At 67.6% G+C, this 15380-nt stretch carries 12 protein-coding genes and 1 pseudogene; 7 read left to right on the top strand and 6 right to left on the bottom strand.

The features are described from left to right. Positions 1-76: 76 nt before the first annotated feature. Together pflB and OG302_RS24390 are read right to left on the bottom strand one after the other, a co-directional pair. Positions 77-2335 carry a formate C-acetyltransferase gene (gene pflB / locus OG302_RS24395; protein ID WP_371528723.1) on the bottom strand — a complete coding sequence of 753 codons (2259 nt, stop codon included), beginning with the start codon at positions 2333-2335 and terminating at the stop codon, positions 77-79. Positions 2336-2650: 315 nt separating this feature from the next. Next, a complete protein-coding gene (locus tag OG302_RS24390) occupies positions 2651-4084 on the bottom strand; it encodes a NarK family nitrate/nitrite MFS transporter (RefSeq protein WP_371528722.1) in 1434 nt (477 codons plus the stop codon). A 237-nt stretch (positions 4085-4321) separates the two neighbouring features. Between OG302_RS24390 and OG302_RS24385 the strand changes: the two genes are divergently transcribed. The 4 genes from OG302_RS24385 (at position 4322) to OG302_RS24370 (ending at position 9071) form a co-directional block, all read left to right on the top strand. Beyond that, on the top strand, positions 4322-5536 hold the full coding sequence (locus tag OG302_RS24385; protein WP_371528721.1) for a low temperature requirement protein A: 1215 nt from the start codon (positions 4322-4324) through the stop codon (positions 5534-5536). 26 nt (positions 5537-5562) lie between these two features. Then, positions 5563-6681: a P1 family peptidase gene (locus OG302_RS24380; RefSeq protein ID WP_371528720.1), complete on the top strand. Its 1119-nt coding sequence runs from the start codon at positions 5563-5565 to the stop codon at positions 6679-6681. A 207-nt stretch (positions 6682-6888) separates the two neighbouring features. Further along, positions 6889-8118, top strand: coding sequence for an Ig-like domain-containing protein (locus OG302_RS24375; RefSeq protein WP_371528719.1), 1230 nt, complete (start codon positions 6889-6891; stop codon positions 8116-8118). A 161-nt stretch (positions 8119-8279) separates the two neighbouring features. Continuing rightward, on the top strand, positions 8280-9071 hold the full coding sequence (locus tag OG302_RS24370; protein ID WP_371528718.1) for a DUF6227 family protein: 792 nt from the start codon (positions 8280-8282) through the stop codon (positions 9069-9071). 24 nt (positions 9072-9095) lie between these two features. Here the strand turns inward: OG302_RS24370 and OG302_RS24365 are convergent, their stop codons facing one another. Together OG302_RS24365 and OG302_RS24360 are read right to left on the bottom strand one after the other, a co-directional pair. After that, complete coding sequence (locus OG302_RS24365; protein ID WP_371528717.1) at positions 9096-9350, bottom strand: hypothetical protein; 255 nt, start codon at positions 9348-9350, stop codon at positions 9096-9098. A gap of 144 nt (positions 9351-9494) precedes the next feature. Beyond that, positions 9495-10565: pseudogene (locus OG302_RS24360) on the bottom strand (PTS fructose transporter subunit IIC); the annotation flags it as partial. 73 nt (positions 10566-10638) lie between these two features. Between OG302_RS24360 and OG302_RS24355 the strand changes: the two are divergent. The 3 genes from OG302_RS24355 (at position 10639) to OG302_RS24345 (ending at position 13652) form a co-directional block, all read left to right on the top strand. Next, positions 10639-11097, top strand: coding sequence for a recombinase family protein (locus tag OG302_RS24355; RefSeq protein ID WP_371528716.1), 459 nt, complete (start codon positions 10639-10641; stop codon positions 11095-11097). 97 nt (positions 11098-11194) lie between these two features. Further along, positions 11195-12448 carry an IS256 family transposase gene (locus tag OG302_RS24350; RefSeq protein ID WP_371524805.1) on the top strand — a complete coding sequence of 418 codons (1254 nt, stop codon included), beginning with the start codon at positions 11195-11197 and terminating at the stop codon, positions 12446-12448. Between the two features lie 43 nt (positions 12449-12491). Next, on the top strand, positions 12492-13652 hold the full coding sequence (locus OG302_RS24345) for a recombinase family protein (protein WP_371528715.1): 1161 nt from the start codon (positions 12492-12494) through the stop codon (positions 13650-13652). Here the strand turns inward: OG302_RS24345 and OG302_RS24340 are convergent. Together OG302_RS24340 and OG302_RS24335 are read right to left on the bottom strand one after the other, a co-directional pair. Then, the gene (locus OG302_RS24340) at positions 13646-13798 is read right to left on the bottom strand and encodes a hypothetical protein (RefSeq protein ID WP_371528714.1); all 153 of its coding nucleotides are present in this window, start codon (positions 13796-13798) and stop codon (positions 13646-13648) included. The genes OG302_RS24345 and OG302_RS24340 overlap by 7 nt on opposite strands. Continuing rightward, positions 13795-15270: a replication initiator gene (locus OG302_RS24335; protein WP_371528713.1), complete on the bottom strand. Its 1476-nt coding sequence runs from the start codon at positions 15268-15270 to the stop codon at positions 13795-13797. The genes OG302_RS24340 and OG302_RS24335 overlap by 4 nt, the downstream gene beginning before the upstream one ends. Positions 15271-15380 lie beyond the last annotated feature (110 nt).

Genomic DNA, 15380 nt, shown 5'->3' with positions numbered 1-15380 from the left:
TCGCGGCGCCCGGAGCCGGAGTGAGGGTCCGGCTCCGGGGCCGCGGATCAGGGGTGGCTCGTGGGGAGCCGGTGGCTCAGAGGGAGCCGTGGAAGGTGCGGTTGATGACGTCGAGCTGCTGGTCGCGGGTCAGGCGGACGAAGTTGACCGCGTAGCCGGAGACCCGGATGGTCAGCTGCGGGTAGTTCTCCGGGTGCTCCATGGCGTCCTGGAGGGTCGCCTTGTCGAGCACGTTGACGTTCATGTGGAAGCCATCGCTCGCCATGTAGCCGTCGAGGACTCCGGAGAGGTTCTGGATCCGCTCCCCGGGGGTGCGGCCCAGGGCGTCGGGCGTGATGGTGTTGGTGAGCGAGATACCGTCCTCGGCGTCGTCGTAGTCGAGCTTGGCGACCGACAGCGCGGAGGCGATGTAGCCGTGCTGGTCACGGCCGTTCATCGGGTTGGCGCCGGGGGCGAACGGCTCGCCCGCGCGGCGGCCGTCGGGGGTGTTGCCGGTCTTCTTGCCGTAGACGACGTTCGAGGTGATCGTCAGGACGGACTGGGTGTGCACCGCGTTCCGGTAGGTCGGGTGCTGCCGGATCTTGCCCATGAAGTCCGAGACGATGCGCCGGGCGATGTGGTCGGCCCGCTCGTCGTTGTTGCCGTAGGCCGGGTAGTCGCCCTCGATCTCGTAGTCGACGGCCAGGCCCGTCTCGTCGCGGATGACCTTGACCTTGGCGTGCTTGATGGCGGAGAGCGAGTCGGCGGCGACGGACAGGCCCGCGATGCCGCACGCCATCGTGCGCAGGATCTCCTGGTCGTGCAGCGCCATCTCGATGCGCTCGTAGGCGTACTTGTCATGCATGTAGTGGATGACGTTCAGCGCGTGGACATAGGTCTTGCCGAGCCAGCCGAGCATCGCGTCGTAGCGCTCGGCGACGGTGTCGTAGTCCAGGTAGTCGCCCTCGATGGGCTCGAAGCCCTCGACGACGCGCTTGCCGGTCTTCTCGTCGCGGCCGCCGTTGATCGCGTAGAGCAGGGCCTTGGCGACGTTGACGCGGGCGCCGAAGAACTGCATCTGCTTGCCGACGGCCATCGCCGACACACAGCAGGCGATCGCGGTGTCATCGCCGTACTTGGGGCGCATCAGGTCGTCGGACTCGAACTGGATGGCCGAGGTGTCGATGGCGACCTTCGCGGCGAAGTCCTTGAAGCCCTGGGGCAGTTCCCGCGCCCAGAAGACCGTGAGGTTCGGCTCGGGGGCCGGGCCCAGGTTGTAGAGGGTCTGCAGGGCACGGAACGTGGTGCGGGAGACCAGCGGGCGGCTGTCCTCGCCGATGCCCGCCATGGACCAGGTGACCCAGGTCGGGTCGCCGGAGAAGCCCTCGTTGTACTCGGGGGTGCGCAGGAAGCGGACGATGCGGAGCTTGATGACGAAGTCGTCGATGAACTCCTGGGCCTCGGCCTCGGTGATGCGGCCGGCCTCGATGTCGCGCTGGAGGTAGATGTCGAGGAAGTTGTCGATGCGGCCGATCGACATGGCCGCGCCGTTCTGCTCCTTCACGGCGGCCAGGTAGGCGAAGTACAGCCACTGGACGGCCTCGCGGCCGGTGGTGGCGGGGGCCGAGATGTCGTAGCCGTACGACATCGCCATGGCCTTCAGCTCGCCCAGGGCCTTGATCTGCTCGGAGGTCTCCTCGCGGGCCCGGATGACGTCCTCGGTGGCCCACTCCTCGCCCAGCCGGTCCCGGTCGGCCTCCTTGGCGGCGATGAGGCGGTCGACTCCGTAGAGCGCGACGCGGCGGTAGTCGCCGATGATGCGGCCGCGGCCGTAGGCGTCGGGCAGGCCGGTGATGATGCCGGAGGAGCGGCAGGCGCGGATCTCGGGCGTGTAGGCGTCGAAGACACCTTCGTTGTGGGTCTTGCGGAGGTGCGTGTAGATGTCCTTGACCTCGGGGTCCGCCGCGTAGCCGTAGGCGTTGAGGGCGCCTTCGACCATCCGCCAGCCGCCGTTGGGCATGATGGCGCGCTTGAGCGGGGCGTCGGTCTGGAGGCCGACGATCAGGTCGCGGTCGGCGTCGATGAAGCCGGGCTTGAAGGCGTCGATGCGGGACGGGGTCTTCACGTCCACGTCGTAGATGCCGCGTTCGATCTCCGCGGGGAACATCGCCAGGAGCTTCTGCCAGACCTGGGTGGTGCGTTCGGTCGGGCCGGCCAGGAAGGAGTCGTCACCCTCGTACGGGGTGTAGTTCTGCTGCACGAAGTCGCGGACGTCGATGGCGTCCCGCCACAGACCGCCCTTGAAGCCGTCCCATGCCTCGCCGTGCACTGTCGTTTCCGCGGGAGTGGCAGTCATCGCAGACACCTTCCGTTTCGCCTTTTCGCTACGTGTCCATTCCACTCCGGTTTGATCGATCAGGGGCTCAGCAATGGTCCCCACTTCAGGGCCCGAGGTCCCTTCCCGCCGCCCCCGGAACCGCACTCACCCACCCTGACCTGCGGTTCCTCTCGGGACTTTGGACCCAAGTTCACTTGTGAACGCATTCACAAGAATTTCCCGGGAATCCCGTGGTACGGGGCCGGGCCCGGCGCGCCGTGGTGCGGGGCCGGGACATGCCAGTGGGCCGGGTGCTCCCACACCCGGCCCACCGTGCCGACGCCGCGAAGGGCGTCAGCTCGGGGATTCCGCGCCCTTGCGGGCGTAGAACCACCAGCAGACCGCGATACAGCTGACGTAGAAGGCCACGAAGCCCCACATCGCGCTGGTGACCGCGAAGTTGGCGAACATCGCCGGGATGAAGAAGAAGCCGTAGGCCGCGATGGCGGAGGTGAAGCCGGTGACGGCACCCGCCTCCATCTCGGACTGCTTCAGCGCCTTCGTGTAGGCGGGGGTTCCCTCCTCAAGGCCCTTCAGGTGCTGGGAGCGGAAGATCACCGGGATCTGGCGGAACGTGGAGCCGTTGCCGATGCCCGAGAAGAAGAACGCGCACAGGAAGCAGGCGAAGAAGCCGTAGAAGTTGCCGTTGTCGCCGCCGGAGGGGAGGAAGTTGATGACTCCGATGATCGAGGCCGCCATGCCGACGAACGAGATGATGGTGACCCTGGCGCCGCCGATCTTGTCGGCGATCCAGCCGCCGGCCCAGCGGGCGAGCGCACCCACGGCCGGGCCCATCCAGGCGTACGTGGCCGCGGAATAGGCCGCGTCGATCGGCGTGAACGTGGTCTTGATGAGCATCGGCAGAGCCGCGGCGAAGCCGATGAAGGAACCGAACGTGCCGACGTAGAGCCAGGTCATCAGCCAGTTGTGCTTGCGCTTGAAGATGATCTTCTGCTGGCTGAAGGGGGTCGACGCGACCTTCAGGTCGTTCTGACCGAACCACGCGACGGCGGCCAGGATCACCAGGACGGGCACCCACAGGAACGCGGCGTTCTGCAGCCAGACCGGCGTGCCGTCCGCCTTGTGCTGGGCCGAGCCCACCGCGAGGACCGAGCTGGTGATGACGATCGGGGTGACCAGCTGGACGACGGAGACACCGAGGTTGCCGAGGCCGCCGTTGATGCCGGTGGCGTTGCCCTTGTCGCGCTTGGGGAAGAAGAAGCCGATGTTGGCGAGGGACGAGGCGAAGTTGGCGCCGCCGACACCACAGAGGGCCGCGATGGCGACCATCACGCCGTACGAGGTGTTCGGGTCCTGCACCGCGATGCCGAGCCAGATAAGCGGGATGACCAGGACGACCGTGGAGAGCGCGGTGAAGCGGCGCTGGCCGATCATCGGGCCGAGGAACGTGTAGAGGACGCGCGCCGTGCCGCCGGTGATGCCGGGGATGGCCGTCAGCCAGAACAGCTGCGAGGTGGAGAAGCCGAAGCCGACGTCCTTCAGGTTGGTCGCCGTGACCGACCACACCTGCCAGACGACGAACGCGACCAGGAGGGCGGGGACGGCGATCCACAGATTGCGGGAGGCGACCTTCTTGCCGACGGACTTCCAGAAGAGCTCGTTCTCCGGCTCCCAGTCGGTGATGGTCTTGCCGGGACGGTACTGAGCGGGGTCGTACGTCGTGCCCGTGGGGGCGGTCCGTACTTCTTGAGTGGCAGGCGATCTCATGTTGGTTCCCAGTTCGCTACCGGTCCCGACCTTGCTCCGGGGCCTGACGTATCCACCGTCCCGTGCGCGGATCTTCGCGAGCAGAGTCATAGGGCATCCGTTGACCAGCCCAAAGGCACCAAGATCAGGGGTCCTTCGGACCCCGTGGGCCGCCTGCCGTACGGCGCGCGGGTATCAGTGCCGACCCGCTGGGCGCCGCAGCCCCATTCGGGGGGAGCCTTCTGCTGTGGTGGCCGCATGACGTCGACACCGGCCCCCGGGCCAACACCAGAGCCGCCGCCCGCCTCCGCCACCCTGCTGCCCCTGCGCGCACGCGGGCGCGAGGAAGCGCACCGGGCCGCGACTCCGCTGGAACTCTTCTTCGACCTCTGCTTCGTCGTGGCGGTCGCGCAGGCCGGGGCCGAGCTCGTGCACGCCGTGGCCGAGGGGCACACGGGTGAGGGCGTGCTCAACTACGCGATGGTGTTCTTCGCCCTGTTCTGGGCGTGGGTCAACTTCTCGTGGTTCGCGTCGGCGTACGACAACGACGACGTGCTCTACCGGGTCGTCACGCTCGTACAGATCGCCGGTGTGCTCGTGTTCGCCGCCGGGGTCTCCAAGGGGTTCGAGGACCACGACTTCCTGCTCATCTGGCTCGGCTACGCGATCATGCGGGTCGCGCTCACCATCCAGTGGCTGCGCGTGGCCAGCTCGGCCACGGGCGCCGAGCGCGGCACGGCGCTGCGGTACGCGGCCGGTGTGCTGGTCTGTCAGATCGGCTGGTCAGGGCTGCTGTTCCTGCCGGAGGGCGGCCGGGCCTGGCTGTTCCTCGGGATGGCGATCGCGGAGATGTGCGTGCCGGTGTTCGCGGAGCGGGCGTACACGACGGCCTGGCATCCGCATCACATCTCCGAGCGGTACGGCCTGTTCACGATCATCGTGCTCGGCGAGACGATCGCGGCGGCGACCGTCGCGGTGAAGTCCGGCATCGACGAGCACGACGCGCTGGGCGAGCTCCTGCCCATCGCGGTGGGCGGCCTGCTGATGGTCTTCGCCGCCTGGTGGATCTACTTCGTCGTGCCCATCCACGGCCGTCTGAGCGGAAACCGCCAGGCCTTCCTCTGGGGATACGGCCACTACTTCATCCTCGGCGCGGCGGCCGCGATCGGTGCCGGGATCGAGGTCGCGGTCGAGGAGGCCGTCGGCAAGGCGCATATCTCCACGTTCGCCGCGTCGGCCGCCGTGACCGTACCGATGGCGCTGTATCTCCTCACCGTCTGGCTGCTGCACTCCCGTTACTACAAGGTGGGCCTCGCCCAGCAACTGGTGCTGCCCGTGAGCGCGCTTGCAACCCTCGCGAGCACGTTCGCCGGGAGCTGGGCGGTCCTGGTCGCGGGGCTCGTGGCGACGGCCACCGTCGCGACCGGCGTGACACTCACCAGCCGGATGGCGCGCCGGGCGGCAGCCAGGTAACTGCCCCGCGTGGTACGCAAGTCGGCATGGCTTCAGCGAGCTCTCCCACCGACCCCGTGACGAACCCCGTCACCCACCCCGTAACCAACTCCCTCACCGACGTCCCCGGCCTTCGCGTGGGTCATGCCACCCGCACCGCGCCCGCTCACGAAGGCCACCTCACCGGCACCACCGTCGTGCTCGCCCCGGCGGGCGGCGCCGTCGCGGCCGTGGATGTGCGCGGCGGCGGCCCCGGCACCCGTGAGACGGACGCGCTCGACCCCCGCAACCTGGTGCAGCGCGTCGAGGCCGTCGTACTGACCGGCGGCAGCGCGTACGGCCTGGACTCCGCGACCGGCGTGATGGCGTGGCTGGAGGAGCAGGGGCGCGGTGTGCGGGTCGGCGCCGATCCGTCCCACGTCGTCCCCGTGGTCCCGGCCGCCTGCGTCTTCGACCTCGGCCGTGGCGGCGACTTCACGGCACGCCCCGACGCCACGACGGGCCGCGCCGCGGTGGAGGCGGCCGCGGGCAGCGAACCGTTCACGCCCGTCGAGGAAGGGAACGTGGGCGCGGGCACCGGCGCCGTGTTCGGGAAGGTCAAGGGCGGCATCGGCAGCGCGAGCGTCAGGCTGGACTCGGGCATCACGGTCGCCGCCCTGGTCGTGGCGAACGCGGCGGGCTCCGGGGTCGACGCGGGGACGGGCGCGCTGTACGGGCGGTACTTCGAGGGGCGGCAGGTGGTCCACCCCGCCCCCGAGGTGCACGAGCGGGCCGCACGCCGCCTGGCCGAAGCCGCCGCCGCCGGGAACGGGCCTCCGCCGCTGAACACCACCCTCGCCGTGGTCGCCACGGACGCCGAACTCACCAAGGCCCAGGCGCAGAAGCTCGCCGGTACGTCGCACGACGGCATGGCGCGCGCCGTACGGCCCGTCCATCTCCTCAACGACGGAGACACCGTCTTCGCCCTCGCGACCGGCGAGCAGCCGCTGCCGGGGGCCGGGCACAACCCCCTCGCCCTGAACGAGATCCTCGCGGCGGGCGCGGACATGGTGACCGCGGCGATCGTCCGGGCGCTCCTGGCCGCGGAGTCCGTCCGGACGCCGGGCGGCAACTTCCCCTCGTACCGGGACCTTTACGGCAAGCAAGCAGGCGAGCAGGCAGACTGACAGAGCAGCCAATCATCCTGATAGAACCCAAAGCGCCTTCTAAGGGAATTACCAGAAAGAACAGCTACAAATAGGCGCACACCAGAGCCTGTTGGGCGGCCGACGGGCCGTGCTCGTGTGCCCGCGCTCACATTAAGCGGAAGGAACCTTTCCGCCAGCAGGCAGCTCTTAACTCGTACTGGATCAGAACGCGCACTTCGCACAAAGATGGAGCAGCCCGTGACAACGTCGCACATAGCCAAGCCCCGGCGGCGCACCCTTCTGGCGGCCACCGCGCTCGCCGCCGTGGGTGCACTCGCCCTCACGGCCTGTGGCGGCGACGCGGACGCCGACGGAGACGGCAAGGACGGCAAGTCCAAGACGCAGGGCGCCGACATCACCATCTCGGCGAAGGACGGCTCGACCGGCGCGTCCATCAACGCCACCGGCGTCAAGGTCAAGGGCGGCAAGCTGACCGAGGTGAAGATGACCCTGGTCTCCACCGGGGCGGCGGTCGACGGCGCGCTCTCCTCCGACGGCACCAGCTGGAAGCCCAAGGCCCAGCTGGAGCGCGGCATGAAGTACAAGATCACGGCCGATGCCAAGGACGCCAAGGGCAAGGAAGCGACCGAGAACTCGATCTTCACCACGGTCTCGAAGGACAACAGCTTCATCGGCAGTTACACGCCCGACGGCGGCACGAAGGTCGGCGTCGGCATGCCGGTCTCCTTCAACTTCGACAAGGCGATCACCGAGAAGCAGTCCGTCCAGTCGCACATCAAGGTGACCTCCGACAGCGGCCAGAAGGTCGTGGGCCACTGGTTCGGCAACCAGCGCCTGGACTTCAGGCCCGAGGAGTACTGGAAGGCCGGCTCCAAGGTCACGATGAAGATCGACCTGGAAGGCGTGAAGGGCGCGGACGGCGCCACCGGCGTGCAGAACAAGACCGTCACCTTCACCATCGGCCGGGCGCAGGTCTCCACGGTCGACGTGAAGGCCAAGAAGATGACGATCGAGCGCGACGGCAAGGTCATCAAGACCATCCCGATCTCCGCGGGCAGCCCGTCGAACCCCACGTACAACGGGAAAATGGTGATCTCCGAGAAGTTCACCCAGACCCGGATGAACGGCGACACGGTCGGCTTCGGCGGTGAGTACGACATCAAGGACGTCCCGCACGCGATGCGCCTGTCGTCCTCCGGCACCTTCATCCACGGCAACTACTGGGGCTCGCCCTCGATCTTCGGCAGCGCCAACACCAGCCACGGCTGCGTCGGACTGCAGGACGCACAGGGCGCGGGCGACTCCAGCACGCCGGGCGCGTGGTTCTACGACAACTCCCTCATCGGGGACATCGTGACGGTCCAGGGTTCCCCCGACGAGACCATCGCGCCGGACAACGGCCTCAACGGCTGGAACATGTCCTGGAGCGAGTGGACGGCGGGCAGTGCGGGCTGATCCCAGCCGCCACTCCTGACCCTCTCACCAGGCCCAACACCGCGAGCCGCACGGGAACTTGCCGTGCGGCTCGCACGTTTTCCGGTTCCCGGGCATGATGTCCGACGCAGGGGCTACGGTATGCACTCACAAGGTGACATGCAGCAACGCCGGGAGAGACCTTGAGCGTTCCGTACGAGTACGAGACGGCGTACGAGCCACAGTCGGCCGAGCAGGAGTCTCCGCACTCTCCGCAGGAGCATCTCGAGCGGCTTCTTCGCCGCGCGATGAACTCCTTCGACCTGCCGGACGAGACGATAGGGCTCCTGGACTCCGCTCTGGCGTACGACAGTTCGCTGCACTCCGCGCACCACAGCGCGGGCCTGCACCGCGAGACCTACCGTCACACGTGGCTCCTCGCCGACGCCGGTGCGCTCACGCTCTGGGAGCTCGTGCACAACACCGGCCCCGGCAGCCACGCCCAGTACGAGCTGTACGCGGACGAGGAGGAGGCCGGCGTCGCCACCTCGCGCCTGCCGCTCCCGCCCGACACCCCCGTCGGCGTCTGCGAGCAGCCCGTCGTGCTCCAGCTCCCACCCCCCGACGAACCCCGTCATACGTACGTCCCGGACGACTCCGCGGACCACGGCCGCCGACTGCTGCGCCGCGCGGAGAACTCGGTGAGCGAGGGACGGCCCGGCGAGGACCTGGAGCGGTTACTGCGCTCGGCGTTCGCGCACCAGATCACCCAGGCCTTCGGCCGCCCCTGCCTGGCGGGCGACGCACGCCTCTGCTTCTCGCTCTACGAGCACGCGTTCCTGCTCTTCGACGGCAGCGAGCTCAGCCTCTGGGAGGTCGAGCACACCGTCACGCCCGACAAGCGGCACCGCTGCGAGGTGTACGCCTCCGAGGAAGCGGCCCGCGCGGCCATGGAGCAGCGCGCGAGGAGCATTCCCCAGCAGCGTATGAAGTAGGACAAATAGGGGCAGATTTCCGCCTCAGGGGCGGCCGTCGCCGAACTGTCGCACGAGGCCCGCGAAGGCGGCCCGCTCGTCCGGCGTCAGTTCGACCGTCTCCGCGCGCGGCGGGCCCGTCTGCGCGGGCAGCGCGCGCAGCGCCTGGGACCGGCGCCAGACGTCCACGTCGACCTGATCGCGCCGCATCACGCGCACCAGGCCCACGGCCCAGACGACGGTCGCCGCGGCAAGTACGGCCACGCCTGCCTGCTGGAGGATCGAGACATTCTGGAACATGCCGCACAGTAGACATCACGACCCGGGCCCAACGACAGGGGGGTTGTGGGACTTACGTCCTGAAGTGACGCATGTCGCACAACCCCCCTCATAGGGGCTGAAGGGGCCGAAGGGGCCGAACACCCGGAGTTCGGGTGGCCGGGCTCAGACCGCCGCCGGCACCCGCTCCTCCGCCGTGGCCTCCTCGGCCCCGGTGGCGCTCTCCGAAGGGGCCGTCTTCCGGGCGCCCTTGAGCAGGATGACCGCCACGGTCGAGACGCCGACACCGGCGACGATCGCCACCAGGTACAGCAGCGGCTGCCCGATGAGCGGCACCACGAAGATGCCGCCGTGCGGGGCCCGCAGCGTGCAGCCGAAGGCCATCGACAGGGCACCGGTGACCGCACCGCCCAGCATCGAGGCGGGGATCACCCGCAGCGGGTCGGCCGCGGCGAACGGGATGGCGCCCTCCGTGATGAAGGAGGCGCCCAGGAACCAGGCCGCCTTGCCGTTCTCGCGCTCGGTCTTGGTGAAGAGACGCCCGCGGACGGTGGTCGCCAGCGCCATGGCCAGCGGCGGGACCATACCGGCCGCCATCACCGCGGCCATGACCTTGAAGCTGCCCTCGGTCGGGTTGGCGAGGCCGCCGACGGCGAAGGCGTACGCGACCTTGTTCAGCGGGCCGCCCAGGTCGAAGCACATCATCAGGCCGAGGATGACGCCGAGGATGATCGCGTTGGCGCCGGACAGGCCCTCCAGCCAGTCCGTGAGCGCGCTCTGCAGCGAGGCGATGGGCTTCCCGATGACGAGGAACATCAGGAAGCCGACGATCGCGGACGAGATCAGCGGGATCACGACCACGGGCATGATGCCCCGCAGCACGGCCGGGATCCGCACGCGCTGGATGCCCATCACGACCGCACCCGCGATCAGGCCCGCCGCCAGGCCGCCCAGGAAGCCCGCGTTGATCGTGACCGCGACGGAGCCGCCGACGAAACCGGGGACAAGTCCTGGCCGGTCGGCCATTCCGTACGCGATGTAGCCCGCGAGGACCGGCACCAGGAAGGCGAAGGCGAGCCCGCCGATCTGGAAGAGGAGCGCGGCCCAGCTGGTGGTGTCCGTCCACACGAAGTGCTCGGCGACGGACGGCGCCTTGTCGATCTTCCAGCCGCCGATGGCGAAGCCCAGTGCGATGAGGAGGCCGCCCGCGGCGACGAACGGGACCATGTAACTGACGGCCTACTATCGCCTAGGTACTTGACCTTCCGATCGGAGGCTAGCAGTGGCTAAGCCGTCTTCCAAGTGGCAGATGCACCCCGACCTTCAACGGGCACTTGCCGAAGGGCGAACCTTCGAGGAGTGGCTTGGAGACCGCAAACCCTGTTGCTCGTACGCCCGGATCACCCAGGACCGGCGCGAAGAGAAGGGTGTCGGCCGACAGCACCGCAACTGCGACGAGTTCGCCGAGCAGCACGGATGCGCGATCGTGTACCGCTACACGGACAACCACATCACAGCCGCAGACCCCGACATCGAACGGCCAGCCTTTTTGCGTCTGGTACGCGATCTACGCGCCCGCAAGGTCGAGGAGGGGCACCCCATCCTCGGCCTATTCGTCGTGGAGGAGGAACGCGTCGTCCGCCTCCCCGAGGACTATCTCAAGCTGCACCGTGCACTCACCGTGGATAAGAACGGGCTGTACGCCATCACGGACACCAAGACTGTCCTCGATGTACACAACGATGCCGAGATGCTGGGGAGTGTCTGATTAACGGTGGATCGCCCATCTATGTCAGGTTGGCTTGATCGCTGGCCTGGAGAAGTGGAACCACCAAGTGACTGACGCAACAACAGAGGCCCCTGAGATGCCTGCGGTCGAGGCCGTGGACACGGTCGACGATCAGCTGATCGGGATGCTGGTGGACCGGGCCCGGTTCGAGGGTCTGCAGTTGACCGGCGAGGGCGGGCTGCTGCAGCAACTCACCAAGCGGGTGCTGGAGTCCGCCCTGGAGGGCGAGATCACCGGCCACCTCGGCTATGAGAAGCACGATCCGGCCGGCCGTGACAGCGGCAACTCCCGCAACGGAACTCGCTCCAAGACTGTGCTCACCGACGTCGGCCCGGTCGAGATATCCGTGCCGCGTGACGTCGAGGGCAGCTTCGAGCCGCAGATCGTCAAGAAGCGGCAGCGACGGCTCACCGGCGTCGACGAGATGGTCTTGTCGCTCTCCGCAAAAGGGCTGACGCACGGCGAGATTTCGGCTCACCTGGCCGAGGTGTACGGCGCGAATGTGTCGAAGCAGACCATCACCACCATCACCGACAAGGTGATGGACGGCATGGCCGAATGGCAGTCTCGTCCGCTCGACCCCGTCTATCCCGTGGTGTTCGTGGACGCTATCAACGTGAAAATCCGCGATGGCCATGTGGCCAACAGGCCCATTTATGTGGCCTTGGCGGTGACCGCCGAAGGGACCCGCGACATTCTCGGGATCTGGGCCGGCGACGGAGGAGAGGGTGCCAAGCACTGGCTTTCCGTCTTCACGGAACTCAAGAACCGCGGAGTGCAGGATGTGCTGATGCTCGTCTGCGACGGGCTCAAGGGCCTGCCGGACGCCGTCGAGACGGTCTGGCCCCGCACGGTAGTTCAGACCTGCATCGTTCACCTTTTGCGCAACAGTTTCCGATACGTGGCCAGGCAGGACTGGGACAAGGTCGCCAAGGCCCTCAAGCCCGTATATACGGCGCCGAACGAAGCCGCAGCCACCGAGAGGTTCCTCGAGTTCAGCGACGCCTGGGGCACCAAGTGCCCGGCAGTCGTGAAGCTGTGGTCCGACGCCTGGGCCGAGTTCGTTCCCTTCCTCTCCTTCGACGTCGAAATCAGGAAGGTGATCTGCAGCACGAATGCCATCGAGAGCGTGAACGCTCGGATCCGCAAGGCCGTTCGCGCCCGCGGGCACTTCCCGAACGAGTCCGCGGCCCTCAAGTGCGTTTACATGGCGTTGATGTCACTCGACCCGACCGGCAAGGGCCGCAAACGCTGGACCATGCGCTGGAAGGCACCCTTGAATGCCTTCCAGATCGCCTTCGAAGGCCGACTCACCCCGGCCGTGAAGTAACCATCCGAACGGGCAAGATCAACCGTTAAATTGACACACCCAGATGCTGCGTGGTCTGCTCACCTCTGCCATGGGTGAACGCGAAGTGGTCAAGGTCAAACGGCGCGTGAGTCGCAACGTCCGGGACCAGGCATTTGAGGGAACGCCGAGCGGGCCACGCCGGTTCGGATGGAAGCCCGCAGACCCGAAGGCGGGCCGCAAGGTCAATGAGAAGCTGGAGCCCGAGGAAGCCAAAGTCTTGCGCGAGGCCGTCGAGTTGGCCCTGAAGGGCAAGCACTGGGCGACCATCGTCAAGCACCTGGACGACAGCGGCTATCTGACTGTGCGTGGCAACAAATGGTCCACGACCCCGGTTCAGTACATGCTCACGAATCCCGCGCTCTGCGGATACCGCATGATCAACGGCGAGTTGGTACACGACCGAAAGACCGGCAAGCCCGTCATCGGTAAGTGGGAGACCGTCTGTACGCCGGAGGAGTGGCGCAGGCTCGTTGCCCGCTGCAACGTCTGGTTCAACCCCGAGGGGGACACGGCGTCGACTCGTTACCGCGAGAAGGTGAAGCGAGAAGGGCGGAAGGACTACCGGGGGATCGCCGAGGCGACCCGCCGGTTCCTTCTGACGAACATCGCGCGATGCGGATACGTCAAGGATGACGGCACGATGTGTCTCGCGAAGATGAAGGGGATGGGCCCTACCGGCACGAACAAGCAGGACCGGTACCGGTGCGGGGACCCACGGTGCAACAAGGTGAGCCGCCGTGCCGATCTCATGGACGATGCCATAAAGCGCATGGTGATCAAGGTTCTTGAGGAGCAGTACTCAGAGCTGGTTCCTCAGGAGCGGTCTTGGTACGGCGAGGAGACGCTTAATGCTCTGCTGGCCAAGCAGCAGGAGATCAAGGACGCGTACAAGGCCGGGGAGATCGGCCTTTCCGAGTACCTGGAGTTCAAGGACGACAATGATGCCCAGGTCGCCGCGTCGCAGAAGGACCGTGACGACTTCTACGCGGAGCAAGCCGCCAAGAACTTCCTCGCCGGGTTCTCTGCGGAACGCTGGGAAAAGGAGTTCGACATGCGGCAGAGGCGCACTGCCATAGCGATCGTGCTGCAAGCCGTCATCGTCCACCCGCTCCCTCAAGGCCGCTCACGGAGCAGCAGGTTCGATGTTGACCTGTTGGAGCCGGTACCGAGGAAGCGCTACTGAAGAAGTTCGCGCAGTTCCTCAAGCTGTCCCTCTCCCAGGCGGGGGACAGCTTTTGCTTGCGCGGTGGCCCATTCCTCGATGCGCTGCGTCACCTGGTCTTCGTCACGGGGCAACAGCCGCTCAGCGTTCAGGGTCGCGACCATCATTGCCAGGGCTCCCCTTCCGTCTTGGCACGTGCCTTCTGCTCTTGGGCTTGCTCGCGTTCGTAGCGGGCGTGAGCAGCTAGGAGTTCTTCGCCGGGGCGGTAGCCGGAGGCGAGGTACTGCCATGAGGAGTCGGTGACGAGAGTGGTGTTCTCCTCGGGAGCGGGGTGGCCGGCACGGATGCGGGCTTGCTCGGTTTGCGCGGTGCGCCAGGCTCGGCGTACGTCGCGCAGAGCGCCGAGGGTGGTGGAGTAGCGGCGGGATTTGGTGGAGAAGTGGCCGCGGAAGCCGAGCATGTGGGCCCACTTCCAGAGCTTGAGCTCAGCGAATTCGGGCAAGTGGCCCAGCGCCCAGGCGGCGCGGATCATCTGGCGGACGTGCTGCTGTACGCGCAGGTCACGCAAGGGTTCGGCTTGTCCGGTGCCGTCGCAGTCCGTGCACAGGTCGTGGAAGCCGTCCGGGCCGCGCACGTGGCCGCGACCTTGGCAGGGGCGGCAGACAAGGGTGCGGTCGACGGTGCCGGAGCCTTCGGCGCTCTTGGTGGCGTACTTGGCGACGTAGGCGGCTACCTTCTGGTCAGTGAGTTCGCCGTCCCCAAGAGCAGCAATCTCGCGCACGTCGATCCGGTCGCCCCAGGTGATCTCGCGTTCGCCGATGGCGTCTGATTCCACGGTGAGCACAGAGCGGCGGGCAGCAGTCTGTACGGCGTGGTCGAGGGCATCGGCAGTGGCCCAGGCGGGGGGCTCGGTGGTGTAGCCGTCGGGGCCGTCGAAGCGGATCACGGCGTGGAAGTGGACCAGGCCGCGCTTTTGGTACTCAGCGACCTTGGCGAACGAGATACGCACGGCGGCGTTCAGCGCCTTCTGTGTCATGCCGAGGTGGGCGGCAAGTGCGCGGCGGAGGTAGGTGGTGAAGCGTGCCCACAGGGACCCTGCATGCGCGTTCCACAGCACCGCGCCCGTGTAGTCGTACGTGGCGGGATTCAGCGGCGTGCCCAACTGCGGGGCATCTTCGGGGTGGTGGGCGCCGCAGCGGCAGGGCAGGGGCTTGCCCGCGTTGGTGGTGGGGCGGTTGTGGACGGGGCCGAAGGAGGGGGCGGTGAGTGTGGCGAACACGCGGGGGTGGGTGCGGACGGTTTCGGGGACGGTCTTGCCGCCTGACAGTCCGGCCTTGATCAGGTGGTAAGTGTCGGCGGCGTAGAGGCGGGAGCAGGCCGGGCAGCGAGAGGAGCGGCGGTTGCCGCACGCGGTCAGGAGCCGTCCGGTGGGTTCATCAGCAGTGGAGTAGGAGCGCAGAACGTTCTTGGTCGTCTTGTCGCTGGTGGTGGTCCAGCCGACGAGGTTGACGGGGCGGGTGCAGCCGCGCAGGTTGCGGACTTGCTCGGTGACGCGGTCGAAGTCGTGGAGGTTGGCCAGTTCGATGAGGTCCCGCACGGCGGGGCTGATCACGTGGCGCAGGTCGAGAGGGCGGGCCATTGTTGCGGGTGTCCCTTCTGGCGCGAGGTGGGGCCGCCGGGCAGCAACGGCAGGTGAGGGCGGTTGCTGCCCGGAGGCATGGCGGACCGAGCCCGGTGGGGCGGGGGGCG

Origin of the sequence: Streptomyces sp. NBC_01283, assembly GCF_041435335.1 — a bacterium.
Classification (GTDB): Bacteria; Actinomycetota; Actinomycetes; order Streptomycetales; family Streptomycetaceae; genus Streptomyces.
This window is presented reverse-complemented; position numbering and strand designations above follow the sequence as displayed.

Coding starts and splice junctions, on each gene's coding strand:
- OG302_RS24375 (WP_371528719.1), top strand. CDS start 6,889: ATGGAGCAGCCCGTGACAACGTCGCACATAGCCAAGCCCCGGCGGCGC.
- OG302_RS24390 (WP_371528722.1), bottom strand. CDS start 4,084: ATGAGATCGCCTGCCACTCAAGAAGTACGGACCGCCCCCACGGGCACG.
- OG302_RS24345 (WP_371528715.1), top strand. CDS start 12,492: ATGCTGCGTGGTCTGCTCACCTCTGCCATGGGTGAACGCGAAGTGGTC.
- pflB (WP_371528723.1), bottom strand. CDS start 2,335: ATGACTGCCACTCCCGCGGAAACGACAGTGCACGGCGAGGCATGGGAC.
- OG302_RS24380 (WP_371528720.1), top strand. CDS start 5,563: ATGGCTTCAGCGAGCTCTCCCACCGACCCCGTGACGAACCCCGTCACC.
- OG302_RS24365 (WP_371528717.1), bottom strand. CDS start 9,350: ATGTTCCAGAATGTCTCGATCCTCCAGCAGGCAGGCGTGGCCGTACTT.
- OG302_RS24335 (WP_371528713.1), bottom strand. CDS start 15,270: ATGGCCCGCCCTCTCGACCTGCGCCACGTGATCAGCCCCGCCGTGCGG.
- OG302_RS24355 (WP_371528716.1), top strand. CDS start 10,639: ATGCACCCCGACCTTCAACGGGCACTTGCCGAAGGGCGAACCTTCGAG.
- OG302_RS24385 (WP_371528721.1), top strand. CDS start 4,322: ATGACGTCGACACCGGCCCCCGGGCCAACACCAGAGCCGCCGCCCGCC.
- OG302_RS24340 (WP_371528714.1), bottom strand. CDS start 13,798: ATGATGGTCGCGACCCTGAACGCTGAGCGGCTGTTGCCCCGTGACGAA.
- OG302_RS24350 (WP_371524805.1), top strand. CDS start 11,195: ATGCCTGCGGTCGAGGCCGTGGACACGGTCGACGATCAGCTGATCGGG.